22 protein-coding genes, 1 pseudogene and 1 riboswitch are annotated in these 25,032 nt (G+C 72.5%); of the genes and pseudogenes, 7 read left to right on the top strand and 16 right to left on the bottom strand.

The features are described 5' to 3' along the window. The first annotated feature begins 178 nt into the window (after positions 1 to 178). The 3 genes from ptsP to HJG45_RS14545 all read left to right on the top strand — a co-directional run bounded on the left by ptsP (position 179) and on the right by HJG45_RS14545 (position 5,624). Positions 179 to 2,719: a phosphoenolpyruvate--protein phosphotransferase gene (gene ptsP, locus HJG45_RS14535; RefSeq protein ID WP_217362923.1), complete on the top strand. Its 2,541-nt coding sequence runs from the start codon at positions 179 to 181 to the stop codon at positions 2,717 to 2,719. Further along, a complete protein-coding gene (pfkB, locus tag HJG45_RS14540; protein ID WP_171612832.1) occupies positions 2,719 to 3,666 on the top strand; it encodes a 1-phosphofructokinase in 948 nt (315 codons plus the stop codon). The genes ptsP and pfkB overlap by 1 nt, the downstream gene beginning before the upstream one ends. A 212-nt stretch (positions 3,667 to 3,878) precedes the next feature. Continuing rightward, positions 3,879 to 5,624, top strand: a complete 1,746-nt coding sequence (locus tag HJG45_RS14545; RefSeq protein ID WP_171612833.1) for a PTS fructose transporter subunit IIC — start codon at positions 3,879 to 3,881, stop codon at positions 5,622 to 5,624. 127 nt (positions 5,625 to 5,751) lie between these two features. On the opposite strand, the gene crcB is transcribed toward HJG45_RS14545, so the two are convergent. From crcB to HJG45_RS14560, 3 genes are all read right to left on the bottom strand, one after another. Continuing rightward, positions 5,752 to 6,183, bottom strand: coding sequence for a fluoride efflux transporter CrcB (crcB, locus tag HJG45_RS14550; RefSeq protein ID WP_171612834.1), 432 nt, complete (start codon positions 6,181 to 6,183; stop codon positions 5,752 to 5,754). 77 nt (positions 6,184 to 6,260) lie between these two features. Next, positions 6,261 to 6,338, bottom strand: a riboswitch (Fluoride riboswitch). Positions 6,339 to 6,611: 273 nt separating this feature from the next. Then, on the bottom strand, positions 6,612 to 7,415 hold the full coding sequence (locus HJG45_RS14555; RefSeq protein ID WP_217362924.1) for an SDR family NAD(P)-dependent oxidoreductase: 804 nt from the start codon (positions 7,413 to 7,415) through the stop codon (positions 6,612 to 6,614). 13 nt (positions 7,416 to 7,428) lie between these two features. Then, the gene (locus HJG45_RS14560; RefSeq protein ID WP_171612835.1) at positions 7,429 to 8,508 is read right to left on the bottom strand and encodes a phosphotransferase family protein; all 1,080 of its coding nucleotides are present in this window, start codon (positions 8,506 to 8,508) and stop codon (positions 7,429 to 7,431) included. A 101-nt stretch (positions 8,509 to 8,609) separates the two neighbouring features. On the opposite strand from HJG45_RS14560, the gene HJG45_RS14565 reads away from it, so the two are divergent. Next, on the top strand, positions 8,610 to 9,062 hold the full coding sequence (locus HJG45_RS14565; protein ID WP_171612836.1) for a DUF1810 domain-containing protein: 453 nt from the start codon (positions 8,610 to 8,612) through the stop codon (positions 9,060 to 9,062). A 109-nt stretch (positions 9,063 to 9,171) separates the two neighbouring features. Continuing rightward, entirely contained in the window at positions 9,172 to 10,320 is a 1,149-nt protein-coding gene (gene modC, locus HJG45_RS14570; protein ID WP_171612837.1) for a molybdenum ABC transporter ATP-binding protein, read from the top strand. A 139-nt stretch (positions 10,321 to 10,459) separates the two neighbouring features. Here modC and HJG45_RS14575 read toward each other — a convergent pair whose 3' ends face one another. From HJG45_RS14575 to HJG45_RS14625, 11 genes are all read right to left on the bottom strand, one after another. After that, positions 10,460 to 11,629, bottom strand: a complete 1,170-nt coding sequence (locus HJG45_RS14575; protein ID WP_171612838.1) for an acyl-CoA dehydrogenase family protein — start codon at positions 11,627 to 11,629, stop codon at positions 10,460 to 10,462. 1 nt (position 11,630) lies between these two features. After that, a complete protein-coding gene (locus HJG45_RS14580) occupies positions 11,631 to 12,407 on the bottom strand; it encodes an enoyl-CoA hydratase/isomerase family protein (RefSeq protein ID WP_171612839.1) in 777 nt (258 codons plus the stop codon). Further along, complete coding sequence (locus tag HJG45_RS14585) at positions 12,404 to 13,477, bottom strand: acyl-CoA dehydrogenase family protein (RefSeq protein ID WP_171612840.1); 1,074 nt, start codon at positions 13,475 to 13,477, stop codon at positions 12,404 to 12,406. The genes HJG45_RS14580 and HJG45_RS14585 overlap by 4 nt, the downstream gene beginning before the upstream one ends. Before the next feature lie 225 nt (positions 13,478 to 13,702). Beyond that, positions 13,703 to 14,338, bottom strand: coding sequence for a 3-oxoacid CoA-transferase subunit B (locus HJG45_RS14590; protein WP_171612841.1), 636 nt, complete (start codon positions 14,336 to 14,338; stop codon positions 13,703 to 13,705). Between the two features lie 34 nt (positions 14,339 to 14,372). Further along, on the bottom strand, positions 14,373 to 15,068 hold the full coding sequence (locus tag HJG45_RS14595) for a 3-oxoacid CoA-transferase subunit A (protein ID WP_171612842.1): 696 nt from the start codon (positions 15,066 to 15,068) through the stop codon (positions 14,373 to 14,375). Positions 15,069 to 15,148: 80 nt separating this feature from the next. Beyond that, on the bottom strand, positions 15,149 to 15,982 hold the full coding sequence (locus tag HJG45_RS14600) for an isocitrate lyase/phosphoenolpyruvate mutase family protein (RefSeq protein ID WP_171612843.1): 834 nt from the start codon (positions 15,980 to 15,982) through the stop codon (positions 15,149 to 15,151). After that, positions 15,979 to 16,560: a 3'-5' exonuclease gene (locus tag HJG45_RS14605; RefSeq protein ID WP_171612844.1), complete on the bottom strand. Its 582-nt coding sequence runs from the start codon at positions 16,558 to 16,560 to the stop codon at positions 15,979 to 15,981. The genes HJG45_RS14600 and HJG45_RS14605 overlap by 4 nt, the downstream gene beginning before the upstream one ends. 142 nt (positions 16,561 to 16,702) lie before the next feature. Continuing rightward, a complete protein-coding gene (locus HJG45_RS14610) occupies positions 16,703 to 17,560 on the bottom strand; it encodes a MaoC family dehydratase (protein ID WP_171612845.1) in 858 nt (285 codons plus the stop codon). Position 17,561: 1 nt separating this feature from the next. Then, complete coding sequence (locus tag HJG45_RS14615) at positions 17,562 to 19,691, bottom strand: acetate--CoA ligase family protein (RefSeq protein WP_171612846.1); 2,130 nt, start codon at positions 19,689 to 19,691, stop codon at positions 17,562 to 17,564. A 108-nt stretch (positions 19,692 to 19,799) separates the two neighbouring features. After that, the gene (locus tag HJG45_RS14620) at positions 19,800 to 20,042 is read right to left on the bottom strand and encodes a hypothetical protein (RefSeq protein WP_171612847.1); all 243 of its coding nucleotides are present in this window, start codon (positions 20,040 to 20,042) and stop codon (positions 19,800 to 19,802) included. Between the two features lie 333 nt (positions 20,043 to 20,375). After that, positions 20,376 to 21,791 carry a lytic transglycosylase domain-containing protein gene (locus tag HJG45_RS14625; RefSeq protein WP_217362925.1) on the bottom strand — a complete coding sequence of 472 codons (1,416 nt, stop codon included), beginning with the start codon at positions 21,789 to 21,791 and terminating at the stop codon, positions 20,376 to 20,378. Between the two features lie 358 nt (positions 21,792 to 22,149). Between HJG45_RS14625 and HJG45_RS14630 the strand changes: the two genes are divergently transcribed. Both HJG45_RS14630 and HJG45_RS14635 read left to right on the top strand, forming a co-directional pair. Then, positions 22,150 to 23,001, top strand: coding sequence for an ABC transporter permease (locus HJG45_RS14630; RefSeq protein ID WP_171612849.1), 852 nt, complete (start codon positions 22,150 to 22,152; stop codon positions 22,999 to 23,001). A gap of 2 nt (positions 23,002 to 23,003) precedes the next feature. Next, the gene (locus HJG45_RS14635) at positions 23,004 to 23,735 is read left to right on the top strand and encodes an ABC transporter ATP-binding protein (RefSeq protein WP_171612850.1); all 732 of its coding nucleotides are present in this window, start codon (positions 23,004 to 23,006) and stop codon (positions 23,733 to 23,735) included. A gap of 85 nt (positions 23,736 to 23,820) precedes the next feature. Here HJG45_RS14635 and HJG45_RS14640 read toward each other — a convergent pair. Continuing rightward, a pseudogene (locus HJG45_RS14640) lies at positions 23,821 to 24,906 on the bottom strand (transposase); the annotation flags it as partial. Between the two features lie 6 nt (positions 24,907 to 24,912). Further along, the gene (locus tag HJG45_RS14645; protein ID WP_408902020.1) at positions 24,913 to 25,020 is read right to left on the bottom strand and encodes a transposase domain-containing protein; all 108 of its coding nucleotides are present in this window, start codon (positions 25,018 to 25,020) and stop codon (positions 24,913 to 24,915) included. Between the last annotated feature and the right edge of the window lie 12 nt (positions 25,021 to 25,032).

The raw sequence follows: 25,032 nt of genomic DNA on the forward strand, positions 1-25,032 counted from the left end.
CTGCGGAACCGCCGGCGGGACGGAAGGGGCTGTGAGATCGGTTTCACCATCTGATCCCTAGATAACCCCAGCCTTTTCTTGGCCTCAAGCCCGTTCCCAACTATGACCAGCGAAATTCTTTGACAAGATGACTGAGAACGTTTTCATTGGCTGCAACAAGCCAGGCAGGAACGTCCCCATGGCCTCAGCCGCCTCCATGCCGATCGCCCGCGAGCTCGTCCGGCTCAATGCCCGTCCGGCCGACAAATCCGCCGCCATCGCGGAGGCGGGGCAGCTCCTCGCCGCCGCCGGCTGCGTCGACCCTGCCTATGCCGCCAGCATGGCGCGGCGCGAGCAGGCGGCGAACACCTTCCTCGGCCATGGCGTCGCCATCCCGCACGGCCTGGGCGAGGACCGCGGCCTGGTCCGCCGCAACGGCCTCGCCATCCTGCAGATCCGCGACGGCATCGCATGGAATCCCGGACAGGTGGCGCATCTCGTCATCGGCATCGCCGCCGCCTCGGACGAGCACATCGCCATCCTCCGCCGCCTAACCCGCCTGCTGAACGACCCGGCGGCGCTGCAATCCCTTTTCACCACCGACGACCCGGAGGCGATCATCGCCGCCCTCGGCACCGAGCCGGCCGCGGCGCCGCAGGCCGCCCCGGCCCGGGACCTCGCCGAGCGCTTCGACTGGGTGGTGGACTACCCGGCCGGGCTGCATGCCCGCCCCGCCACCCGCTGGGTCGAGGCGGCGCGCGCCACCGGCTGCCGCGTGCAGGTGCGGCATGGCGAGCAGGCGGCGGAGGCGACGGCGCTGGTCGGGCTGCTGCAGCTTGGCCTCCGGCCCGGCGACCGCATCACCGTCTCGGCCGAAGGGCGCGACGCCGCCGCCGCGCTGGCCCGGCTGCGCGCCACCATCACCGGCCTCAGCGCGCAGGAGAAGGCGGATGCGGCGCTCGCCGCCCAGCGCGCCGCCGCGCCGGCGCGCGGCTGGGAGCCGGCCGGCCAGCTCCTCGCCCTGGCCGGCATCGGCGCCAGCCCCGGCCTCGCCATCGGCCGCGTGCACGTGCTGACCCAGGCCGAGGCGGCGATCCCCGACACGCCGTTGCCGCTGGCCGAGGGCGGCGCCCGGCTGGAGGCGGCGATCCGCGCCACGCGCGCCCAGCTCAAGGCGCTGGAGGACGACACCGCCCGTCGCCTCGGTCCCGGCGAGGCGGCCATCTTCCGCGCCCATGCCGGGCTGCTGGACGACCCCGACCTGATCACCCGCACCTGCCAGCTCATGGTGGAAGGCCATGGCCTCGCCTGGTCCTGGCACCAGGCGGTGGAGCGGGTGGCGGGCAGCCTCGCCGCGCTCGGCAATCCGGTGCTGGCCGGCCGCGCCGCCGATCTGCGCGATGTCGGCCGCCGGGTGCTGGCGCAGATCGACCCGACCCTGACTGGCGGCTCCCTGGCCTCCCTGCCGGAGGGGCCGGTGATCCTCGTCGCCGAGGATCTGGCGCCCTCCGACACCGCCGGGCTCGACCCGAAGCGGGTGGTCGGCCTGGCGACGGCGGCGGGCGGCCCGACCTCGCACACCGCGATCCTCGCCCGCACCCTCGGCCTGCCGGCCATGGTGGCGGGCGGCGCCGCGCTGCTCGATCTGCCGCCGGGCACCGAGGCGGTGCTGGATGGCGGCGCCGGGCGGCTGCACCTCTCGCCCGGCGAGGCGGATCTCGCCTCGGCCCGCGCCCTCCTCGCGGCGCAGGCGGAGCAGAGGGCGCGCGAGGCGGCGCTGCGGGCCGAGCCGGCGGTGACGCGCGACGGCCACCGCACCGAAATCGCGGCCAATATCAACACGCCGGACCAGGCCGGCTTCGCCCTCGCCCAGGGGGCCGAGGGCGTCGGGCTGATGCGGACCGAGTTCCTCTTCCTCGAGCGCGGCGACACGCCGGACGAGGCGGACCAGTACGCCATCTACCGCGCCATGCTGGAGGCGCTGCAGGGCCGGCCGCTGATCGTCCGCGCCCTCGATATCGGCGGCGACAAGCAGGTGCCGCATCTGCGCCTGCCGGTGGAGGCGAACCCCTTCCTCGGCGTCCGCGGCGCCCGGCTGCTGCTGCGCCGCCCCGACCTGATGGAGCCGCAGCTCCGCGCCCTCTACCGCGCCGCCGCGGCGGGCGGGCCGCTCTCCATCATGTTCCCCATGGTGACCTCGGTGCCGGAGGTGATCGCGCTGCGCGCCGCCTGCGAGCGCGTCCGCGCCGAGCTCGGCGCGCCCGAGGTGCCGCTCGGCATCATGGTCGAGGTACCGGCCGCGGCGGTGCAGGCCGATGCGCTGGCCCGGCATGTCGACTTCTTCTCCGTCGGCACCAACGACCTGACGCAGTACACCCTGGCGATCGACCGGCAGAATCCCGACCTCGCCGCCGAGGCGGACAGCCTGCATCCCGCGGTGCTGCGGCTGATCGGCCAGACGGTCGAGGCGGCGACGCGGCACGGGCGCTGGGTCGGCGTCTGCGGCGGCCTCGCCGGCGAGCCCTTCGGCGCCGCCCTGCTGGCCGGGCTGGGCGTCGCCGAGCTGTCGATGACGCCGCGCGACATCCCGGCGGTGAAGGCGGCGCTGCGCGGCGCCGCCATCGCCGGGCTGCGCGAGCTCGCCGCCCGCGCCCTCGCCTGCGGCACCGCCGAGGAGGTGCGGGCGCTGGAACCGGCGCTGCGCGCCATGACGCAGCCCGCCTCGCAGGCGGCCGCCTGATGGCCGCGCCCTTCGTCACCCTCTCCCTGAACCCGGCGATCGACCAGACCGTGGTGCTGGAGGCGCTCAGGCCCGGCGCGGTGAACCTCGCCCGCGACAGCCTGCGCCATGCCGGCGGCAAGGGCATCAACGTCGCCGCCTGCCTCGCCGACTGGGGCGCGTTCGTCACCGCCACCGGCTTGCTGGGCGAGGCGAATGACGCGCCCTTCCGCGCCCTCTTCGCCGCCCGCGGCATCGCCGATTGCTGCATCCGCATCCCCGGCGAGACGCGCACCAACATCAAGCTGCTGGACGAGGCGAAGGGCGACACCACGGACATCAACCTCCCCGGCAGCCCGCCCTCGCCCGAGGCGCTCGACCAGGCCCTGGCCGCGCTGCATGCGGCGACCGGCCCGGGCACCACCGCGGTGCTCTCCGGCAGCCTGCCGCCGGGCCTCGCCGCCGAGACCTATGCCGACCTCACCGGCCTGCTCGTCGAGCAGGGCGCGCGCGTCGTGGTCGATGCCAGCGGCGCGGCGCTGTCCGCCGTGCTGGCCGGCCCGGTGATGCCGCATGCGGTGAAGCCGAACCGGCACGAGCTGGAGGGCTGGGCCGGGCATGCGCTGTCCGACCGCGCCGCGCTGTTGGCCGTCGCCCGCGCCCTCATCGCGCGCGGCATCGGCCTCGTCACCGTCTCGCTCGGCGCCGAGGGCGCGCTCTTCGTCACCGTCGAGGCCGCGGTGCTGGTCCACCCGCCGGAGATCGCCGTCGCCAGCAGCGTCGGCGCCGGGGATGCGATGGTGGCCGGCCTCGCCGCCGGCCTGGCCGAGACGCTGCCGCTGCCGGCGCTCGCCTGCCGCGCCACCGCCTTCGCCGCCGCCAAGCTGCAGCGCCCCGGTGCGCAGCTCCCCGGCCGCGCCGCGGTGGAGGCGATCGCCGCCGGGCTGCGGGCCGAGCCGCTCGATTGATGGCGATCCGCAGCAATGCTTGCGCATCGCTGCAGCCTCAATCGCCGGCGCTGCCCTTGGCAGCCTGGCTTCGCGGCGTCGCGCCCTTTGGCGCGCCAAAGGGTGCGACCCGCGGCGCCCATCCGGGCGCTCAGCCGGCGGCGCCGGCGGCATGAAGGTCGAACGTCATCTGGGCCGGTGTGGCCGCCGCCCCAGGATCCAGGGAGGAACGGATGTCCGGAGTGATCGCGGTGGTCGAGGCGGGCGACAGCCCGGTCCAGGCCATGCTGGCGGCCGAGGCGCTGCGCCAGGCGGCGCGGCGCGGCGGCAGGGAGTTCGCCGTCGAGGTGCGGATCGGGCATGGCGTGCTCTCGCCGCTGCCGGCCAGCCCCGAGGCGGAGGCGCTGCTGCTGGTCGGTGAGGCGGCGCAGGCGCCGGCCGGGCTCGACCGGCTGGGCGCGGTGCGGGCGCGCATCGAGGAGGTGCTGGCCGATGCCGGCGCCGTCCTCGCCCGCGCCCTGCCGGCGGCCCCCGGCGCGGCAGCCCCCGCCACCGGGACGGAGGCCGCGCCGGCGGCCGGCCGCCGCATCGTCGCCATCACCTCCTGCCCCACCGGCATCGCCCACACCTTCATGGCCGCCGAGGGGCTGGAGGGGGCGGCGAAGGCGCTCGGGCATTCCATCCGGGTCGAGACCCAGGGCTCGGTCGGCGCGCAGAACGCACTGACGCCGGCCGAGATCGCCGCCGCCGATCTGGTGCTGATCGCCGCCGACACCCAGGTCGACCTGTCGCGCTTCGCCGGCAAGAAGGTGTTCCTCAGCGGCACCAAGCCGGCGATCAATGACGGCCAGGCGCTGATCGCCCGCGCCTTCGCCGAGGCGAAGCCGCAAGGGGCGGCCGGGGGCGGCGCCGGCGAGGCGGCCGCGGCGGGGAGCGCCGCGCCGGGCAAGACGCCGCTCAGCGGCCCCTACAAGCATCTGATGACCGGCGTTTCCTACATGCTGCCCTTCACCGTCGCCGGCGGGCTGCTCATCGCCCTCGCCTTCGCCCTGGGCGGCATCTACGTCTATGACGACGCGCATCGCGACACGCTGGGCGGCGCGCTGTTCCAGATCGGCGGTCGCGCCGCGCTGGCGCTGATGGTGCCGGCGCTGGCCGGCTACATCGCCTATTCCATCGCCGACCGGCCGGGCATTGCACCCGGGATGATCGGCGGCATGATCGCGGCGCAGCTCAATGCCGGCTTCCTCGGCGGCATCGTCGCCGGCTTCGTCGCCGGCTATTCGGTCGCCTGGCTGAACCGCGCGCTGCGGCTGCCGCGGACGCTGGAGGGGCTGAAGCCGGTGCTGATCCTGCCGGTGCTCGGGGCGCTGATCACCGGCCTGCTGATGATCTATGTCGCGGGCGGGCCGGTCGCGGCGGCGCTCGCCTGGCTGACCGAGTTCCTGCGCGGCATGCAGGGCAGCGCCGCCATCCTGCTCGGCCTGCTGATCGGCGCGATGATGGCCTTCGACATGGGCGGGCCGGTGAACAAGGCGGCCTATGCCTTCTCGACCGGGCTGCTGGCGAGTTCCGTCTACAGCCCGATGGCGGCCGCCATGGTCGCCGGCATGACCCCGCCGCTCGGCCTGGCGCTCGCCGCCTTCCTCTTCCGCGACCGCTTCAGCCTCGAGGAGCGGGAGGCGGCGCCGGCGGCAGGGGTGCTCGGCCTCGCCTTCATCTCCGAGGGCGCGATCCCCTTTGCCGCCAAGGACCCGTTGCGGGTGATCCCGGCGCTGGTCCTCGGCTCGGCCGTCGCGGGCGCCATCTCCATGGCGGTCGGCGCCGAGCTCCGGGTGCCGCATGGCGGCGTCTTCGTGCTGCCGATCCCGAATGCGGTGTCGCATCTCGGCGGCTATGTGGTGGCGCTGCTGGCCGGCACGGTGGTGACGGCGCTGGCGGTGCGGCTGTTCAAGCGCCCTGCCGCGGCACCGGCCTGATTGCGCGCATCGACGTCGCACCCTGTCGCTGCCCTGCCGTGGCTTCGCCACGGCAGGCTGTGACGCCCCTCGCAGCCCGAGGGACTCGATGGGGCCCCACTGACGGCGCGCAGCGACGTCGTGGAGATCAGCCCTCCTCCTCGATCGCCGCCTGTACGATCGGCACCGCCCCGCCATTCATCTGCGCCGCCAGCGCATGGCCGAGCGCGACGCCGGCGACGCAGAGCGCCACCGAGGCCAGGATGTTCACGCCCGCCCGCAGCACCGCGCCGCTGCGCAGCAGGTCGAGCGTCTGCAGGCTGAAGGAAGAGAAGGTCGTATAGCCGCCGCAGAAGCCGATCATGACGAAGAGCCGCAGGTTCTCCGAGACCGGGTAGCGGCCATGGGCCAGCGTCAGCGTGCCGAAGAGCCCGATGAGGAAGGAGCCAGTGACGTTGATGATGATCGTGCCCCAGGGCAGCTCGCGGCTGATGGGCAGGGCCAGCACCGAGACGGCATAGCGGGCCAGGGTGCCGAACGCGCCCCCGAGCATGACGATGAGGCAGGTGGCGAAGGACATGCGCGCTCCGTGACATCGGGCGGGCATGGAAAAGCCCGCCGGGCGGCGGGCTGCTGCGGACGCACCCCTACCGCCTGGTTGCGGTAGGAGTCATCAGCCCGGACGGGGGTGTCCCGCAGGGGGCGGTTTCGGGGAACTCCATCCCCATCGCGGCGAGGCTAGCGCCCGCCGGGCAGGGCGGCAAGCAGGTGCCCCAGAGCATTTTCCGTTCACCTGCGTTCACGGCAAATGCTCTATCCTGTTGTTTTCATAGCATCTTCACCCGTTCGAGTGTTTCCACTCGAACGGGATCTGCTCTAAGGCGCCTATCAGAGCCGTCGCTTCCCGTTGCCCTGGCGCGGCTTTGCCGCGGCAGGCTGTGACGGCTCCTGGGCAGGAGGGGACGCCATGGGGCCCCCGCAAAGCCGCGAAGCGGTTTTGTGGGGAGTTCAGCCGCGCGGCCAGCCCGGGCGGCCGCGGAAGGGCCGCATGTCGGGATAGCCGGTCACCGCCCAGGCGCCGTCCACCAGCAGGCTGGCGCCGGAGACGTAGCGGGCCTCCTCGCTGGCCAGGAACAGCGCCGGGCCGGCGATATACTCGGGCTGCGCCGCGCGGCCCATCGGGATGCGGGCGAGGAAAGCTTCCAGCGCCGCCTGGTTGTCGAAATGATGCCGGGTCAGCGGCGTCTGCACCAGGCCCGGCAGCACCGCATTCACCCGCACGCCGTCCGGCGTCATCTCCAGCGCGCCGTTCTTCGTCAGCATCTCGACCCCCGCCTTGGCCGAGGCATAGGCGGCGCCGGCATGCATCGGCACATGGGCGTTGAGCGAGGCGATGTTCACGATGGCGCCGCCGCGGCCGAGCATGTGCCGCGCCGCATGCTTCATGCCGAGGAACACGCCCTTCAGGCAGAGATCGACGGTGAAGTCCCAATCCTCCTCCGACAGGTCGACGATGTAGCCGGGGCGCGAGGCGCCGGCGACGTTGAAGACGCAATCCAGCGCACCGAAGCGCTCAACGGCGAGCGCCATCAGCGCCGCGACCTCCGCCTCCCGCGTCACGTCGGTGCGCAGCGTGGCGAGGCCGTCCTCCGCCAGCCGCGCGACCTCGCCCAGGCGTTCCTCGCTGACATCGCCGCAGACCACGCGCGCGCCCTCGCGCCGCAGCCCCTGCAGGATGGCGAGGCCGATGCCCGAGGCGCCGCCTGCCACCACCGCCACCTTGCCGGCGAACCGTCCCATGCCCTGGCTCATGCTTCTTCCTCCCCTATGCGAATGGCCCGCCCTCGATCCAGGCCGCCGCGCGCTGCAGGCATTCGATGGCGGTCTGGTGCAGCGTCTCGCCCGTCTCGCGCGGCGCCTTGCCGGCGAAGGCGCGGGCATGGCTGCCCTCGAGCAGGATGCCGAGCTTGTAGCTCGCCAGCACCGCATGCCAGCGGAGCGGCGCGAGATCGCGGCCGGTGCGCGCCGCGTAATGCGCGATCATCTCCGGCATGTCGGGCAAGCCGTCATGCGGCGCGATGCGGTAGCCGCCCGGTGGCGGCGCCCCGCCCTCCGGCCACTGCGCCAGCAGCCGCCCGAGATCGAGCAGCGGGTCGCCGAGCGTCGCCAATTCCCAATCGACGATGGCGGCTAGCGCCGGGCCGTCGGGGGCGAACATCACATTGCCGATGTGGTAGTCGCCATGCATCAGCCCGGGCCGGAACGCCGCCGGCAGATGCGCGTCGAGCCAGGCGCCGACCGCCTCCACCTCGGGCAGCGCCTGCGGCCCCGGCCAGCCCATGTATTGCCGGTAGCCCTCGAGCTGCGACCGCCAGCGACCGGCCTGCCGGGCGAGGAATCCCTCCAGCCGGCCGAAATCGCCGAGCCCCACCGCCACGGGATCGACCGCGGCGAGGCTGGCGATGCCATCGACCAGCGCCAGGCTCATGGCGTGCCGCACTGCCGGATCGCCGGCATGCAGCGGCGGCAGGCCGGTGGTGGCGTTGAAGCCGCGCACCACCTCCATGAGGTAGAAGACGCCGCCGAGCAAAGCCGGGTCGTCGCAGAGCGCGACCAGCCGCGGATGCGGCACATCCGTCCCGGCCAGCGCCGCCAGCAGCCGCGCCTCGCGGCGCATGGTGCGGTTGCCGTCCAGCACCGGGCTCGGCGGCGATTGCCGCAGGACGAATTCCCGCCCGCCTCGGCGCAGGCGCAGCATCAGGTTCTGCGTGCCGCCGGGCAGCCGCTCCAACACCGTGACCGGCCCCGCCTCCAGCCCCGCCGCATCCATCCAGCGCGCCAGCGCCGCGAGGTCGACGGGCGCGGTCGTGGTCGTGGTCGTGGTCTCCAGGCTGCCAGGCGCCATGCCTCCTCCCCCCTGCAAGCCTTGCCGACCAGCCTGCGCGCCGACCGGGGGGAGTCAAGCCGCGCGACAACCGGCGGGGCGGCTCCGGCGTTGCCTGCGGCATGAAGGCCGCCCCGACCGATCCCTTCGACCTCGCCCGCTTCGTCACCGCCCAGGACCCGGTGCTCGCCGAGGTCCGGGCCGAGCTCGCCGCCGGCCGGAAGCGCAGCCACTGGATGTGGTTCGTCTTCCCGCAGCTCCGCGGCCTTGGCCAGAGCGCCATGGCGCGGCATTACGGCCTTTCCGGGCTGGCGGAGGCAGTCGCCTATCTGGCGCATCCGCAGCTCGGGCCGCGGCTGCTGGACTGCACCGGCCTCGTCAACCGCATCGAGGGCGCCTCGGCGCATGCCATCTTCGGCAGCCCGGACGACATGAAATTCCGCTCCTGCATGACGCTCTTCGCCGCCGCGCAGCCAGGCGAGCCCGCCTTCCGGGAGGCGCTGCGGCGCTACTACGGCGATCAGGGGGACCCCCGCACCCTGGCGCTGCTGCGCGAGGATGCGGCGCATCGCTGAGCCGCCGCGCCGGCCGCGCATGGACCGGTGCGGCGACGGTGGTTATCTCCCACGGGACAGGCCCTTCCCGGAGTAGCCGCATGCGCCGCCCGTCCCGCCGCGCCGCCTGATGCTCGAGGTCGCGCTGCGCCACCGCTTCGGCCCGCCGCCCGATCGCGGCCCACCCGATCAGGACAGGACGGCGCCTGCCGGCTTCTCGCTCGACATCGCCTTCGCCACGCCGGAGCGCGGCGTCACCGCCCTGTTCGGCCCCTCGGGCTGCGGCAAGAGCACCGTGCTTGCCGCCGTCGCCGGGCTGCTGCGGCCGCAGGAGGGGCGCATCCGGCTCGGCGATGCGACGCTGCTCGACACGGCGCGCGGCATCGCCGTGCCGGCCGAGCGCCGGCGCTGCGGCATGGTGTTCCAGGACGCGCGGCTCTTCCCGCATCTCAGCGTCGAGACCAACCTGCGCTACGGGCTGCGCCGCGCCCCCGCTGGCGCCGTGGGTCCGGGCTTCGAGGAGGTTGTGGCGCTGCTCGGCATCGACCCGCTGCTCGGCCGCCGTCCCGGGCGCCTCTCGGGCGGCGAGCGGCAGCGCGTGGCGCTCGGCCGCGCCCTGCTGGCCCGGCCGCGGCTGCTGCTGATGGACGAGCCGCTCGCCGCGCTCGATGCCGGCCGCCGGGCCGAGGTGCTGCCCTTCCTGGCGCGGCTGCGGCAGGGCGCGGGGCCGCCGATCCTCTACGTCACCCATGCGCTCGAGGAGGTGGATGCGCTGGCCGACCGGCTGGTGCTGCTGCAGGCGGGCCGGATGCTGGCCGAGGGCACGGTGGAGGCGCTGTCGCTGCGCACCGACCTGCCGCTCGCCCTCCGGCGGGATGCCGGCGCGCTGCTGCCCTGCCGGGTGCTGGCGCATGAGCCGGGGCGCGGCCTGACGCGGCTTGCCTTCGCCGGCGGCGAGCTCACCCTGCCGCTGCGCGAGGACCCGGTCGGCACACCGGCGCGGGTCCGGCTCCGCGCGCGCGACGTCGCGGTGGCGACCGAGGCGCCGCATGGCCTCTCCACCCAGAACATCCTGCTGGCGACCTTGCTGGATATAGGCCCGGCCCCCTCCGCGCATGAGGCATTCCTGCGGCTGCGGGTGGGCGAGGCGGAGCTGCTCTCGCGCGTCACCCGCGACAGCGTCGCGCGGCTGCAGCTCGCACCTGGCCGGGCGGTCTGGGCGGTGATCAAAGCGGTGACCTTCGACCGCGCCGGCGGCGCCCCGACCGCCGCGGATTGATCGCGCACTCGCGGACCGGTCCCTTGACCGGTCCGAGGCCCCGGACGGCGCTCACGGGTCGCGCCGTCAGGCGAACCGGAGATTTGCGCCCGGCATCTAAGGGGACCGTTGACGGCACGCCATCAACGGCCATTGAAACCTATCCCGGCAGTTCGAGGACGTTCTTGCTCAGGATGTTGCGCTGGATCTCGTTCGAGCCGCCATAGATCGTCGCCGGCCGCGCCTGGATGTAGAGGCCGCCGATGTTGAGGTCGCGATTGCCGTCCAGCGGCTCCAGCAGCCCGGCATTCTCGCCGGCGATCTCCAGCATGGTGTCGGTGATCTTCTGGAAGAGTTCCGTCTGGATGATCTTCAGCATGGAGACATCGGGACCGAGGGACTGGCCGCGCTTCAGCCGGTCGACGAAGGTGCCGTAGAGCGCCTTCAGATCCTCGAATTCCAGCCGCAGCCGCGCATACTGGTCCTGGAAGCTGGCCTCCTCCCAGACGCCCATGCGCTCGGCCAGGATCTTCAGCCGCGACAGCGCATAGCCCGACTGTCGCGGCGAGCCGAGGAAGATGCGCTCGAAGCCGAGCAATGCCTTGGCCATGTCCCAGCCCTTGTTGAGCTGGCCGACCAGATTCTCCTTCGGCACCCGGACATTGTCGAAGAAGGTCTCGCAGAACTCGTCATGCATCTCGAGGTTGATGATCGGCCGCACGGTGATGCCGGGCGTCTTCATGTCCACGAGAAGGAAGGAGATGCCTTCCTGCTTCTTCGCGTTCTTGTCGGTGCGGACCAGCAGGAAGATCCAGTTGGCGTCCATCGCCAGGGTGGTCCAGATCTTCTGGCCGTTGACCACGTAGTGGTCGCCGTCCAGCACCGCCTCGGTGCGCAGCGCCGCGAGGTCGGAGCCGGCATTCGGCTCGGAATAGCCCTGGCACCAGATATGCTCGCCGGTCAGGATCTTCGGCAGGAAGCGCCGCTTCTGCTCCTCGGTGCCGTATTTGATCACCAGCGGCCCGAGCATGACGATGCCGTGGTCGTTGGTGCGGGCGACGCCGTGGCGCTCGTATTCCTCGGTGAGGATGATCTGCTTCGCCGGCGAGAGGCCGAGGCCGCCATGCTCTTTGGGCCAGCCGGGGCAGAGCCAGCCCTTCTCGGCCAGCGTCATGTACCAGACCTTGTTCTCGGCCCAGTGCAGGCGCTTCGGCGGGTTGCGCAGTTCCTCCGGGTAGTTCTCGTGCAGGAAGGCGCGAACCACCTGGCGGAAATGCTCGTCCTCCAGCCCGTCGAGCTCGGCGGGCGGCGGGATGCGGATGGCGTCCATCTCAGGCTCCCTTGAACTGCGGGGCACGCTTGCCGAGGAAGGCGGCGCGGCCTTCCTTGAAATCCTCGGTCAGGAACAGCGTCGACTGGAAATGCCGCTCCTGCTCCAGGGCGCGGTCCAGCCCCTCGCCCAGCATCTGCTTGGTCAGCGCCATCGGCGCCGGCGCCTGCTCGGCGAGGAAGCGCGCCTTCTCCACCGCTGTCGCCAGCGCGTGGCCCTTGGGCACGATGTGGTCCACGATGCCGATGCGCTCCGCCTCGGGCGCGCTCATCTGGCCATGGTAGAACAGGATCTGCCGCGCCCTCCCCTGGCCGACGCGCAGCGGCAGGGTGTGCGGCAGGCCGAGATCGGCCATCAGCCCGATCCGGCCGAAGCCGGCGGCGAAGCGCGCATCCTCGGCCGCCACCACGGTATCGGAGGCGCAGGCGAGCGACAGGCCGGCGCCGACGCAATAGCCCTCGACCGCCGCCACCACTGGCAGGCTGCCGAGTACCATCAGGCGGATCAACTGGTGCGAGAGCCGCATGCGCTCCCGCCCTGCCAGCGCGCTCTCCACGTCCATGCCCGAGATGTCGCCGCCCGAGCAGAAATGCCCGCCCGCGCCGGTGACGACGACGGCGCGGATGCCGGCCCCGGACTGCGCCCGCTCCAGCGCCGAGACCATGGCGGTGCGGATCGGCATGGCGAGGGCGTTGCGCCGCGCCGGCTGGTCGATGGTGAGGATGAGGACGGCGCCGTCCCGTTCCTCGATCAGGCGCATGGCGGAAGGCTCGCTCATTCCTCGACCTCCGGGCTGACGGTCATGAAGCGGCGTCGGTGCAGGCTGGCGCTGCCGAACTGGTTGGCCATGACCATGGCCTTCCGCAGGTAGAGGCCGACATCGTAATCATCGGTGTAGCCGATGCCGCCATGCAGCTGGATGCTCTGCCGCGTCACCAACAGGCTCGCCTCCGCCGCCCGCGCCTTGGCGCGCGAGACCACGGCGCGGCGGGCATCGCCGCTGGCGCCGGCATCGAGTGCGGCGGCGGCGGCCTCGATGCTGGCGCGGGTCAGCGCCACCTGCATCTTCAGGTCGGCGGCGCGGTGCTGCAGCGCCTGGAAGGTGCCGATGATGCGGCCGAATTGCTGGCGCGTGCGGAGATAGTCGAGCGTCATGGCGAAGGCCCGCTCCATGCCGCCGAGCAGGTAGGCGGCGGTGACCAGCGCCGCCTCGTCGAGCGCATCGGCGAGCGCCGTGCCGATATCCTCGGCGACCGGCCTGCCGAGGTCGCGCGGCGGCGTGACCGTGCCGAAATGCCCGCCATCCTGCGTCGGCTCGGTCGCCACCCGCAGCGCCGCGGCGGGCAGCTCATACAGGGAGAGCCGGCTGCCCACGCGCACCGGCAGCAGGAAACCCGCCGCACCGCCGGCCATGGGCAGGAAGCGCCGCGGCGCTTCCGGCGTGCCGGGCGCCTCCAGCGTATCGGCCCGCTCCTGCCAGGCGGTCAGCAGCAGCGTCTCGCCGGCCAGCAGCTTCGGCAGCGAGCCCTTGCCGCCGGCTGTGGCGAGGAGCTGCGCCGAGAGCGCGGCGCCGATCAGCGGCTCCGGCGCCAGGCCGCGGCCGAGTTCCTCGGCCAGGGCGCACATCTCGCCGAGGCCGAGGCCGGCGCCGCCCATCGCCTCCGGCACCCGCAGCCCGATCCAGCCCATCTCGCCCATCTGGCGCAGCATGGCGGGGTCGAAGCCCGGCGCCTGGAAGCGCAGCGCCCGCACCCGCTTGAGATCGCCATCGGGCGGGACCACCGCCGCGGCGCTGTCGCGGATCATGCGGATGGATTCGGCGCGGTCGTCCGCTTCGGCGGCACTCATGTCACTCTCCCAACACCCTGGGCCCAAAACCCCGGGGCACGACGTCCTCATGCCGGTCCGCATGCGGTTGGCCTGTAGCCGGCAGAGCCGGCTGAGCGCCCGAACGGGCGCCGCCAGTCGTACCCATTGGCGCGCCTCGCGGCGCGACGTGGCGAAGCCAAGCCGCCAGTGGCGGCGCCGGCGATCGAGACCGCGGACATGCGCCAGCATGTCTGCGGGACAGCATCAATTCGCGTGGATCGTCGCACCGCTCTTCGCGCGCACCTCGTCCAGCGTCACGCCGGGCGCGAGGTCGACTAGCATGAAGCCCTTCTCGGGCAGCACGTCGATCACCGCGAGGTTGGTATAGACGCGGCGCACGCAGGCGAGGCCGGTCAGCGGATAGCCGCAACGCTCCACCAGCTTCGGCCGGCCATCCTTGGTGGTGTGCTCCATCACCACCCAGAGCCGCTTGGCGCCGGCCGCGAGATCCATGGCGCCGCCGACCGCCGGCGCGGTGTCGTTCTCGCTCGTCGCCCAGTTCGCCAGGTCGCCATTTTCCGCCACCTCGAAGGCGCCGAGGACGCAGAGGTCGATATGGCCGCCGCGGATCATGGCGAAGCTGTCGGCATGGCCGACGAAGCTCGCGCCCCGGGATAGGGTGATGAGCTGCTTGCCGGCATTGATCAGCCAGGGATCCTCATGGCCCTTCGCCGGCGCCGGCCCCATGCCGATGACGCCGTTCTCGGACTGGAAGATCACCTCCTTGCCCTGCACATGGTTCGCCACCATGGTCGGGATGCCGATGCCGAGGTTGACGCACCACCCCTCCGGCACGTCGGCGGCGAGGCGGGCGGCCATCTGGTCGCGGGTGAAGGGCATGGGCTTCCTCTCCTCCTCTGCTCGCTCGGCCCGGTCAGGCCTGCTCGGGCTTCACCCAGTCGCCGCCGCGATCCACCTGGACCACGCGGTTCACGTAGACGCCCGGCGTCATGATCATGTGCGGATGCAGCTCGCCGAGCTCGCGGATGTGCTGCACCTGGGCGATCGTCAGGGTCGCCGCCATGGCCATCACCGGATTGAAATTCGCGCCGGAGCCCCGGTAGACGAGGTTGCCCCAGCGATCCGCCTCCCAGGCCTCGATCAGCGCGACATCGCCGGGCAGGGCGCGCTCCATGACGTAGCGCTTGCCGTCGAACTCGCGCACCTCCTTGCCCTGCTCCAGCAGCGTGCCCGCCGCGGTCGCGGTGTAGAAGGCCGGGATGCCGGCGCCGGCGGCGCGGATGCGCTCGGCCAGCGTGCCCTGCGGCGTGATCTCGAGCTCGATCCGGCCCTCGCGGTAGAGGGTCTCGAACACCACCGGGTCGGAGGAGCGGGGGAAGGAGCAGATGATCTTGCGGACCCGGCCGAGCTCCATCAGCCGCGCCACGCCGACGCGCCCGACCCCGGCATTGTTCAGCACGGCGACGAGGTCCTTCGCGCCCTGCTCGATCAGCCCCTCGATCAGCACGTCCGGCTGCCCGACGCTGCCGAAGCCGCCGATCAGGACCGTCGAGCCATCCTTCACGCCGGCCAGCGCCTCGGCCACCGACTGCACGATCTTGTTGATCATCAACCCCTCCCGGATCGGGGGATCAGGTAAACCGCGGCGTCCGGGTGGTCCAGCCCCCCGGACCAGCCCCCAGGGTCTGGTCAGCCCGGCGGCCGCATCTGGCCGTTCACCGCCGCATGCGCCGGGATGGCGGCCAGCCGCGGCAGGTCCCCGGCGATCAGGGCCTGGCCCATCTCCAGCGCCGCGCCATAGGCGGCCCGCGCCAGCGCCCCGCCGACGCTGACCCGCCGCACCCCCGCCGCCGCCAGCTCGGCCATCGGCAGCAGCCCGGCACGCGGGCCGATCAGCACGTTCACCGGCTTCGGCGCAACGGCGGAGACGACCCGGCGGATGGTCTCGAGATCGGGCAGCGCCGGCGCATAGAGGCAATCCGCCCCGGCCTCGGCGAAGGCGATGAGGCGGCGGATCGTGTCCTCCAGGTCCGGACGGCCATGCAGGTAGTTCTCGGTCCGCGCCGTCAGGACGAAGGGCCGGCCGAGGCCCCGGGCCGCCGCCACCGCCGCGTGCACCCGCGCCAGCGCGGCCTCGAAATCATGGATCGGCGCCGCCGGGTCGCGGGTCGTGTCCTCGATGGTGCAGCCGGCGAGCCCGGCCTCGGCCGCCGCCCGCACGGTGGCGGCGCAATCCTCGGGCGCGGGGCCGTAGCCGTCCTCGAGATCGGCCGAGACCGGCAGGCTGGTCTCGGCGAGGATCGCCGCGGCATTGGCGATCGCCTCGGCGCGGCTGAGCGCGCCGTCCTGCCGCCCGAAGGTCCAGGCGGCGCCGGCCGAGGTGCTGGCCAGCGCCGCCGGGCCGAGCGAGGCGAGCAGCCGGGCGCTGCCGGCATCCCAGGCATTGGGCAGGGCGAAGCAGCCCGATCGGTGCAGGGCGACGAAGCGCTCGGCGCGCGCGGCGGCATCCGCGGGGGCGGTCATGCGGCGATCTCCTCCGACAGGCCCTCTGCGGGGCCGTTGGTGATGCCGTGCAGGCGCATCGGCACCGGCGGCAGCGCGTGCAGGGCGCGCAGCACCTGCGCCGCCAGCCAGGCATCCTCGAGCGCGCCATGCAGGCTGCCCTCGCGCGCCAAGCCGCAGACGGCGGCGGCCTGGGCAAGGCCGGCGCGCTGGCCGGGATGCGTCCGGCGCCAGAGCTTCAGGGTGCAATGCGCCGCGCCCCAGGGCAGGGACAGGCCGAGCCGGGCGAACTCGCCGCCCAGCATGCGCTGGTCGAAGGGCATGTTGTGCGCCGCCGCGGCGCAGCCGGCGAAGAAGGTCGCGATCTCCGCGGCATGCGCGGCGAAGGGCGGGTGCCGGGCGAGGAAGGCGTCCGACATGCCATGCACGCGGATCGCGCCCCAATGGCAGCGGATGCCGGGAGCGAAGGCGAGGTGCAGCGTCGCCTCCGGCTCCAGCGCCGCGTCCAGCCGGACGGCGCCGAGCGAGACGACGCGGTCGTCCATCCCCGCCCCGGTGGTCTCGGTATCGAAGACGACGACCGGCCCACCATTCCACATGCGCCCGTCCTTCCGCCCGCAGCTGCTGTCGCCACCCGTTGTCCCGGCGCGGCTTCGCCGCGCTAGGCTGTGGCGCGCCCCGGGCCCGAGGGACCCACCGGGGCCCCCACGACGGCGCGCAGCAACGTCGTGGGGATGAAGATCATGCGTAGCGGAACAGCCCGTTGCTGACCACCACCTTGTCGCGCTCGACAACCCGGGCGCGGAAGGCGGCGCCGCCATCCTCCTTCCAGATCTCGGTGCGGATCGTCTCGCCCGGGAAGACCGGCGAGGAGAAGCGGAGATCCATCCGCCCGAAGCGCGCCGTGTCGTAGTCGCAGAGGCTGCGCAGCAGGGCGTGGCAGACGGTGCCGAAGGTGCAGAGCCCGTGCAGGATCGGCTGCGGAAAGCCGGCCTGCTTCGCCACGGCGGGGTCGATATGCAGCGGGTTCAGGTCGGCGTTCAGCCGGTAGACCAGCGCCTGTTCCGGCCGCGTCGCCAGGTCGAGCGTGACGTCCGGCGCCCGCTCCGGCTCGGGATGCGGCTTCTTCACCGGGCCGCTCGGCCCGCCGAAGCCGCCATTGCCGCGCATGAAGCTGGTGGAGGTGCTGGTCGCCAGCACCTCGCCGGTCTTCGCATCGACGATCTCGCGCTCGGAATACATCAGCGCGCCCTTGCCCTCGCCGCGATCGACCAGGCCGGTGATGCGCGAGCGGCCGATCACCTCGCCCTCGGTCGGCAGCGGCTTGTGCAGGATCAGACCCTGCTCGCCATGCAGGATCTGCTGCCAGACGATGCCGGTATCCGGGTTGCGCGACCAGAAGCCAGGCGAGGCAAGCACCACCGGCATGGAGGGCATCACCTTCAGCCGCGGCTCGTACAGGAAGTCGAGCTGCTTCTCGTCCATCGGGTCCTGGCCGAGGCCGATGGAGAAATTATACAGCGCCACGTCCTGCCAGCGCAGCGCCTGCCGCACCTCCGGGATCGGGTAGTTCAGCAGCTTCTCGTAGACGATGGCCATCTCAGTGGCTCCCCCCTTCCAATTCGATGACGGCGTCGGCGGCGTAGCAGCCCTCGCCCGCCGGCAGCACCAGCAACGGGTTGACGTCGATGCCGGCGAGGCGCGGCCCGGCCGCCGCGGCGAAGGCGGAAAGGGCCGACAGGGCGCTGGCCAGCGCCGGCAGGTCCGCCTTCGGCCGCCCGCGCGCGCCGTCGAGCAGCGGGAAGCCCTTCAGCGAGCGGATCATCCGCTCCGCCTCGGCCGGATCGAAGGGGCAGCGGCGGAAGGAGACGTCCTTCAGCACCTCGATGAAGATGCCGCCCAGGCCGACCATCGCCACCGGGCCGAAGACCGGGTCGCGGAACATGCCGAGCGCCATCTCCACCGCGCCCTTGATCTGCTTCGCCACCAGCACGCCCTCGATGCGCGCCTTCGGGGCGTGCTGCCGGGCGCGCTCCAGCAGCGTGGCGAAGCCCTGCCGCACCGCGCCGGCATCGGCGATATCGAGCAGCACGCCGCCGATCTCGCTCTTGTGGAGGATGTCGGGCGAGAGGATCTTAAGCACCACCGGATAGCCGAAGCGCTCCGCCGCGGCGACCGCCACCTCGGCATCCGGGCAGGCCGCCTCCGGCACCGCCGGCACACCCGCCGCGGCGAGCAGCGCCTTGGCCGCCGCCTCGGAGGGCGTGGTCTCCGGCAGCGTCACCTGCGGCAGCGGAACCTCCGGCCGCGCCTGCTCGGCGGCGGCGAAGGCGGCGCCGTAATGCCCCATGGCGGCGATGGCGTTCACCGCCCGCGACGGATCCTCGAAGCAGACCCAGCCATCCGCCTCGTAGTCGCGCACCTTGTCGGGCGCGAGCATGGACATCACCCAGAGCCGGTCCGGATGCGCCTCGCGCACCGCGCGCATCTGCTGCTGCAGGCTGGGGCCGACGCTGCGCCCGGCTGCGGTCTGCGACCAGAAGGAGAGGATGGAGGTATAGCCGCCATCCGTCGCCACGCTCTCGGCGAACTGGCCGATCAACGGCAGGTTGTTGGTCACCTGCGCGGTGCAGTCGACCGGGTTGCGCGGGGCGCAGAAGGGCACCAGGCCGCGCAGCCGCTCCTGCGCCGCCTCCGGCATCGGCGGCATCTCGAGCCCCACCTGCTCGGCGGCATCCGAGATCAGCACGCCGGCGCCGCCCGAGACGGTGAGCACGCCGAGCGTGTTGCGCGCCGGATAGATGCGCTTCGCCGCGGCATAGGCGATGTCGAGCATCTCCTCCGTCGTCCGCGCCCGCACCACGCCGAACTCGTCGAGCACCGCCTGGGTGACGGTGTCGTCGCCGGCGATGGAGGCGGTGTGCGACTTCGCCGCGGCGCCGCCGAGCTGGCTGCGGCCGACCTTCATCATCACGATCGGCTTGCGGTTGCGCCGCGCCAGCTCCAGCGCCGCGATGAAGCGCTCGCTCTCGCGGATGCCCTCGGCATAGGCGCAGATCACGTCCACCTCGGGCGCCTGCGCCATCCAGCCGAGCGCATCGCCGAGCGCGACCTCGGCCTCGTTGCCGGTGGTGATGCAGACCTGCATGCCGAGGCCGCGGTCGAGCGCCGCCGAGAAGACATGCGTGCCATAGGCGCCGGATTGCGAGACGACGCCGATCCGGCCAGGGATCGGCCAGCCCTTCTCGAAGCTCGCGGTGAAGGTGCCGTAGAAGCGGATGCTGTCGTTGAAGACGCCGAGGCAGTTGGGGCCGAGCAGGCGGATGCCGTGCTCGCGCGCGACGGCGGTCAGCTTCTCCTGCGCCGCGGCGCCGGCCTCGTCCATCTCGGCGAAGCCGGCGGAGAAGACGATGACGGCGCGGCATCCCTTGCGGCCGAGCGAATCGAGGGTGGGGATGGCGTGCTCGGCCGGCACGGCGATGATGGCGACGTCCGGCGCCGCGGGCAGCGCCTCGACCGAGGCGAAGGCCGGCAGGCCCTGCACGGTCTGCCGCTTCGGGTTCACCGGCCAGAGTTCGCCGGCGAAGCCGCGCTCCTTCATATAGGCGATCGGGCGACCGCCGATCCGGGCTGGCTCATCGGACGCGCCGATGATGGCGACCGAACGGGGCCGCACCAGCGCATCGAGGGATGCGAAACCGGCGGTGGCCGGCGCGGCGACGGCAGTCATGGACCTCTCCCTTAGCTTGCTATGCGTCGCGCACCCTGAGGGAGAGGCGGCGCGACAGCAAGGGGGGAGCGGCGCGCCGTCGGGGCGCGCTAGGCGGGGCGCGGCGCCCTAATCGTCATCTTCCTCGTCATCCTCGTCCGCATCCTCGTCGTCGTCATCCTCGAGGTCGTCGTCAGCCTCCTCGCCCTCGTCGAAGTCGTCGTCCTCGTCGAACTCGTCGTCCTCCTCGTCGAACTCATCCTCATCCTCGTCATCCTCCCCCTCGCCGCCCAGGGCGAGAGGCGGGCACGGGCGGAGCATCGGGACGAGATCCGGGCAGGCGGGATCAGGCTCCAGGGTGGGGACGGACATGCTTGCTCCTCCGATCCGTTCAGGCACGCGCCATGGCCGAAGGCGGGCCGGCCGGGCGGGCCTGCCCCGGGGCCACCGGGACAGGACCCGATCCACGACCAGCCCGCTGCCGGTCGGGGCCGGCGGTAGGCCTGCGTGGCATGGCTGTCCATCCATCCGCAAGCGCATCGCCGGCGGCTCCATCCGGCACCGGTCAGGGCCGGAGGACAACGCCCAGGCAGGCGAATCGGCGCGGCGGTCATGCAGATGCGGCGGGCATGGCGGCGGGTGGCGTCGCGGCCTGGTGGGAATGGCCAGCGGGGATGGCCGGCGGCCGCGCCGCCGGCCGGCGTCTCACCCCTGCGAATCGGGCGAGATCACCATGCAGCCGCCCTTGCGGCGCAGCCGGTCGCAGGCCGCCTGGGCCTCGGACTGGGACAGGCCGGTCACCCGGGCCCGGTAGAGCGTCGACTTGCCGGCGGCGACCGGCTGGACCATCGGGCGACCGCCGGCGGTGCTCTTCGCTGCGGTCGCGGCGCCGCGCGCCTGGGCCTGGTTGGCATAGGCGCCGACCTGGACGGCCCAGTTGCCGGCCGCCACCGGGGCGCGGCTGACCACCGGCCGGGCGGCGTTCGGCAGGGTCGCCGCCTGCGCCGCACTCATCAGGCCGAAGCCGCGCGAGGGGCCGGGCGGCGCCGGCCGGGCGACGGGCGCGGCGAGCGTGGCCAGCTGGGTGCGGGCCGGGGCCGGCCGGGCCGCCGGGGCGCTCGGCCGCGGCGCGCTGTCCGCGGCGTTGCGGCGCGCGGCCGGCTCGGGCGTCGGCTCCGGCGGGTTGGGGATCGGCTCCATCCGCACCACCGCGCCCTGCGGCGGGCTGGACCGATAGGTGCTGCCGTCCGGAATCGGATCCATCCGCACCACCTCGCCCTGGCCGGCTGGCAGGCCGGAGCGGTAGGTGCTGCCATCCGGGATCGGATCCATGCGCACCACCGGGCCGCCCACGGGGCCGAGCGAGGCGACCTGGACCGGCCGCTCGGTGCTGCCATCCGGGATCGGGTCCATGCGCACCACCGGGCCGGCCGGCAGCTGCGCCACCTGGATGCCGGGCTGCTGCGCGTCGCGCTGCTCCTTGAGGGCGAGCATGGTGCCGGCATCCATGCGCCGCGGCCCGGCCGGGATGTTCAGCGGGATCTCGCCGGCGAGCTGGATCTCCGGCGCGATCCGGCGCTGCGGATGGTGGCCGACGATGTTGGGGCCGATGCGGCGGACGTAGTTACGGGTCTCGGCCGGCAGGCCGCGACTGTTCCAGAGATAGTCCTCGAGCCGCCGCGGGCCGGCATTGTAGGCCGCCAGGAAGGCCGGCGTGCCGTAGAGGTCGTACATCTCCCGGATATAGGCCGCCCCCGCCATGATGCTGTCATAGGGGTGGTAGGGGTCGTCGCCGAGGCCGTAGCGCGCGGCCACCTCACGGTAGGTGCCGGGCATGACCTGCATCAGGCCCATGGCGCCGACCGGGCTGGTGGCGCCCACGCGGCCGCCAGATTCCTGGCGCATGACCTCGCGGATCCAGCGCTCCGGCACGTCGAATCGGCGCGCGGCGTCGCGGATCCAGGGCCCCCAGGGATCGCCGGGCGGGCCAGGCGGATCATAGCTGCTCGGGCGGTTGTAGTGGCCATACACCGCGGCGGCATGCTTGCCGCCGGATGTCTGGGTGGATTGGCCGCAGGCGGCCAGCAATGCGAGGATCGACAAGGCGATGGCAGGGCGCATCAGACGGGCGCCAGGCGCCCGCACTGTCCGGCCAGCCTCGATCGTCGTCCGCTTCCCCTGGGGCATCCCCTTGGCTCCGTCGGGTTTTGGACCACCGGGTTCCGAAGCCTGCCCCCCCGAGACCCGCACCGTCCCCACGATGCGTGTCTCCAGGCTTGCCCCGAAGACCTGGCGGACGGCGTGCGTCCTTAAGATTGTCAGGCCTACACGTTTATGGGCGTGTTCGGCAAGACCGAGTCTTCATCGCAATACTTTGCATGCGTCATTTCTTGCCTGTGTCCTAATGGCGACGCAGCAGGCGGCCCCCGGCCGCGCATCGCGCTGGAAGCCATGGCCGGACCGGTCTATAGGCCGGCCCATGCTGGATGCGACCCTGCCGCGGCCCGATCAGGGCCCGCTCTATCTCTGCGATGCGGCACGGCCGCGCCGCCGCGCGGCGGCGCTCGAGGATCTGGCAACCGGCCTCAGGCGCTGGCGGCTGCCCGCCGCCCTGGCCCGACTCGACATCCGCAACCGCTACCGCGGCTCGGTGCTCGGCCCCTTCTGGCTGACGCTCTCGACCGCCGTCATGGTGGTCGGGCTCGGCATCCTCTACTCCTCGCTCTTCAAGCTGGAGGTGCGGAACTACCTGCCCTTCGTCGCGGTCAGCCTGATCGTCTGGACCATGATCAACCAGACGGTCACGGATGCCTGCACCAGCCTGACCAGCGCCGAGGGCATCATCCGGCAGATGCCCCTGCCCTTCACGGTGCATGTGCTGCGCTCGGTCTTCCGCAACGCGCTGATCACCGCCCACAGCCTGCCGCTGGTCTTCCTGGTCTTCCTCGCCACCGGGACCATGCCGGGCTGGGAGGTGCTGCTGCTCATCCCCGGCCTGCTGCTCGTCGTGGCGAACGCCTTCTTCGTCTCGCTGCTGCTCGGCATGGTCTGCGCCCGGTTCCGCGACATCGCGCCAATCGTCAACAGCTTCATGCAGCTCGCCTTCTACATGTCGCCGGTGCTCTGGAAGCCGGAGCTGCTGGGGGACACCGCGCGCTGGCTGCCGCTCAATCCCTTCTACTCGGTGATGGAGACGGTCCGCGGGCCGCTGGTCGAGGGCGGGGTGGCGCCGCTGGTCTGGCTCTCGGCGGTGCTCTACACGGGCCTCGTTGCCGTGGTGGCCCTCGCCTTCTTCGTCCGCTTCCGCGGCCGCATCGCCTTCTGGGTCTAGCCATGCCCCATATCATCGCCGAGAGCCTGGCCATCGACTTCCCGCTCTACCATATGGGCGCGCGGTCGTTGAAGAAGCGCATCCTCTCCAAGGCGCCGCTGCGCCTGCGGGAGGATGCTTCGCACCGCGTCGTCGTCTCCGCCCTGCGCGACCTCAGCTTCCGGATCGGCCGCGGCGAGCGGGTGGCGCTGATCGGGCATAACGGCGCCGGCAAGACGACGCTGCTGCGCACCCTCGCCGGGGTCTACGAGCCGGTGGCCGGGCGGCTCGAAGTGGCGGGGCTGATCGGCTCGCTCATCGATCCCTCGGCCGGCATGGACCAGGAATCGACGGGGCGGGAGAACATCGTGCTGCGCGGCCTGTTCCGCGGCCTCTCCGAGGCCGAGAGCACCGCCATGGCGGATGAGGTCGGCGCCTTCTCCGGCCTCGGCGAGTTCCTCGACGTGCCGGTCCGCACCTATTCGGCGGGCATGCAGGTGCGCCTCTCCTTCGCCATGGCGACGGTCATGGAGCCGGAGGTGCTGCTGATGGACGAGTGGTTCCTCGCCGGCGACGCCGCCTTCATGGCCAAGGCGCGGGAGAAGCTCACCCGGTTGGTCACGGATGCCGAGATCCTGGTGCTGGCGACGCATGACATGGAGGTGGTCCGGGAATGGTGCACCCGGGCGATCCGCCTCGATGCCGGGCGGATCGTCGCCGACGGCCCGGTGGCCGAGGTGCTGGAACTGGCCTGAGGCGGCGCCCCGGCCCCCTTCCGGTAAATGCTCTAGCAGCCTGTTGGGTTTGGGCCAGCTGGCAGCGGGATAGCTGAGTTGTGGATTAGGTGGCCAGCCGCGGGCGGTGAAGCCTTCGGCAGTTGTAGGCGAGCGCGATCAGGTTCCACTCGGCGGTGACCTTGGCGAGGCCGCGGAGGTGGAAGCGGGTGAAGCCAAGCGCGGACTTGATGATCCCAAAGACGGGTTCGACGGTCTGCTTGCGGCGGGCGTAGCGGGTCTTGGCGTCGGGGGTTTCGAGCTTGGCCTGCATGGCGAGGCGCCAGGGCTCGGTGATGCGGCGTGCGGTCTTCGGCTTGGGCAGCGGGCGGAAGTCGTAAGCGCGATGCGGCTGGGTACGGCCGATGGCGACGAGTGGCTCGATACCCCGAGCCTGGAGGGCGGAAACGGCCGGGCCTGAGGCGAAGCCGGTGTCGGCAAGAACGGTCCTCGGCAGGCCGATGCCCTGCTCCATGCCGAGGATGGTTGAGACAAAGCTTGGCGCATCGGCGGTGGTGGTGACGACGCCGGTGGCGAGGATCATTTGCGTGCCCTCGGCGCAGACCACGGCCTGGGCGTTGTAGGCCTGGCGGTACTCGTGAGCGTCGGAGCGGCGCATCAGTGCGCTGTCGGGGTCGGTGAGGTTGGACTGCCGCTCGGGTGGCGGATCGTCCTCGGGCGGCTTGGGCGGGCGGCCGCGTCGGCCGGTCTTGGCGTCGTAGGCGGCGCGCTTGGCCTCTTACTCTGGCCGGGCCGCCTCGGCTTCGGCGCGGGCCTGTTCCTCAAGCCGGGCGCAGGCGACATCGAGCTTGGCCTTCAGCGCCTCGTGCCTTGCGATCTCGGCAGGCAGGGCCTGCGGGTCGGGCTGCGCCTCGGCATCGGCGGCCTCGGCGCGGGTGGTCAGCGCGGCGATGTCGGCGGCGAGCTTGGCGCGCAGTTCCTTGGCCCGGTCGTAGCGCACCGAGCGGATCTTGGAGGCGTTGGCGTCGAGCTTGGTGCCGTCGATCGCCACCATCCCAAGCCACAGAAGCCCGCTCTCACGCGCCAGCAGCAGCACCTGCAGGAAGGCCGCCTCGAAGGCGGTGCGGTTGGCCCGGCGGAAGGTCGCGATGGTGTCATGGTCGGGATGCAGGTTCGCGGCCACGTAGCGGAGTATGCGTCAGCCCACGCTGGTGGGTTGACGGCTTGGCCTGAAGTTCCAGGGTAGCAGCTCGTCGATACGGGTGATGGGGTGGCCATTTGCGAGGCGGTCGAGCACGGCTGCGATGTAGGCTTCCGG

The sequence above is a fragment of the Roseicella sp. DB1501 genome (genome assembly GCF_013112485.1).
Lineage (GTDB): Bacteria > Pseudomonadota > Alphaproteobacteria > Acetobacterales > Acetobacteraceae > Paracraurococcus.

Coding starts and splice junctions, on each gene's coding strand:
- ptsP (WP_217362923.1), top strand. CDS start 179: ATGGCCTCAGCCGCCTCCATGCCGATCGCCCGCGAGCTCGTCCGGCTC.
- pfkB (WP_171612832.1), top strand. CDS start 2,719: ATGGCCGCGCCCTTCGTCACCCTCTCCCTGAACCCGGCGATCGACCAG.
- HJG45_RS14545 (WP_171612833.1), top strand. CDS start 3,879: ATGTCCGGAGTGATCGCGGTGGTCGAGGCGGGCGACAGCCCGGTCCAG.
- crcB (WP_171612834.1), bottom strand. CDS start 6,183: ATGTCCTTCGCCACCTGCCTCATCGTCATGCTCGGGGGCGCGTTCGGC.
- HJG45_RS14555 (WP_217362924.1), bottom strand. CDS start 7,415: ATGAGCCAGGGCATGGGACGGTTCGCCGGCAAGGTGGCGGTGGTGGCA.
- HJG45_RS14560 (WP_171612835.1), bottom strand. CDS start 8,508: ATGGCGCCTGGCAGCCTGGAGACCACGACCACGACCACGACCGCGCCC.
- HJG45_RS14565 (WP_171612836.1), top strand. CDS start 8,610: ATGAAGGCCGCCCCGACCGATCCCTTCGACCTCGCCCGCTTCGTCACC.
- modC (WP_171612837.1), top strand. CDS start 9,172: ATGCTCGAGGTCGCGCTGCGCCACCGCTTCGGCCCGCCGCCCGATCGC.
- HJG45_RS14575 (WP_171612838.1), bottom strand. CDS start 11,629: ATGGACGCCATCCGCATCCCGCCGCCCGCCGAGCTCGACGGGCTGGAG.
- HJG45_RS14580 (WP_171612839.1), bottom strand. CDS start 12,407: ATGAGCGAGCCTTCCGCCATGCGCCTGATCGAGGAACGGGACGGCGCC.
- HJG45_RS14585 (WP_171612840.1), bottom strand. CDS start 13,477: ATGAGTGCCGCCGAAGCGGACGACCGCGCCGAATCCATCCGCATGATC.
- HJG45_RS14590 (WP_171612841.1), bottom strand. CDS start 14,338: ATGCCCTTCACCCGCGACCAGATGGCCGCCCGCCTCGCCGCCGACGTG.
- HJG45_RS14595 (WP_171612842.1), bottom strand. CDS start 15,068: ATGATCAACAAGATCGTGCAGTCGGTGGCCGAGGCGCTGGCCGGCGTG.
- HJG45_RS14600 (WP_171612843.1), bottom strand. CDS start 15,982: ATGACCGCCCCCGCGGATGCCGCCGCGCGCGCCGAGCGCTTCGTCGCC.
- HJG45_RS14605 (WP_171612844.1), bottom strand. CDS start 16,560: ATGTGGAATGGTGGGCCGGTCGTCGTCTTCGATACCGAGACCACCGGG.
- HJG45_RS14610 (WP_171612845.1), bottom strand. CDS start 17,560: ATGGCCATCGTCTACGAGAAGCTGCTGAACTACCCGATCCCGGAGGTG.
- HJG45_RS14615 (WP_171612846.1), bottom strand. CDS start 19,691: ATGACTGCCGTCGCCGCGCCGGCCACCGCCGGTTTCGCATCCCTCGAT.
- HJG45_RS14620 (WP_171612847.1), bottom strand. CDS start 20,042: ATGTCCGTCCCCACCCTGGAGCCTGATCCCGCCTGCCCGGATCTCGTC.
- HJG45_RS14625 (WP_217362925.1), bottom strand. CDS start 21,791: ATGCGCCCTGCCATCGCCTTGTCGATCCTCGCATTGCTGGCCGCCTGC.
- HJG45_RS14630 (WP_171612849.1), top strand. CDS start 22,150: ATGCTGGATGCGACCCTGCCGCGGCCCGATCAGGGCCCGCTCTATCTC.
- HJG45_RS14635 (WP_171612850.1), top strand. CDS start 23,004: ATGCCCCATATCATCGCCGAGAGCCTGGCCATCGACTTCCCGCTCTAC.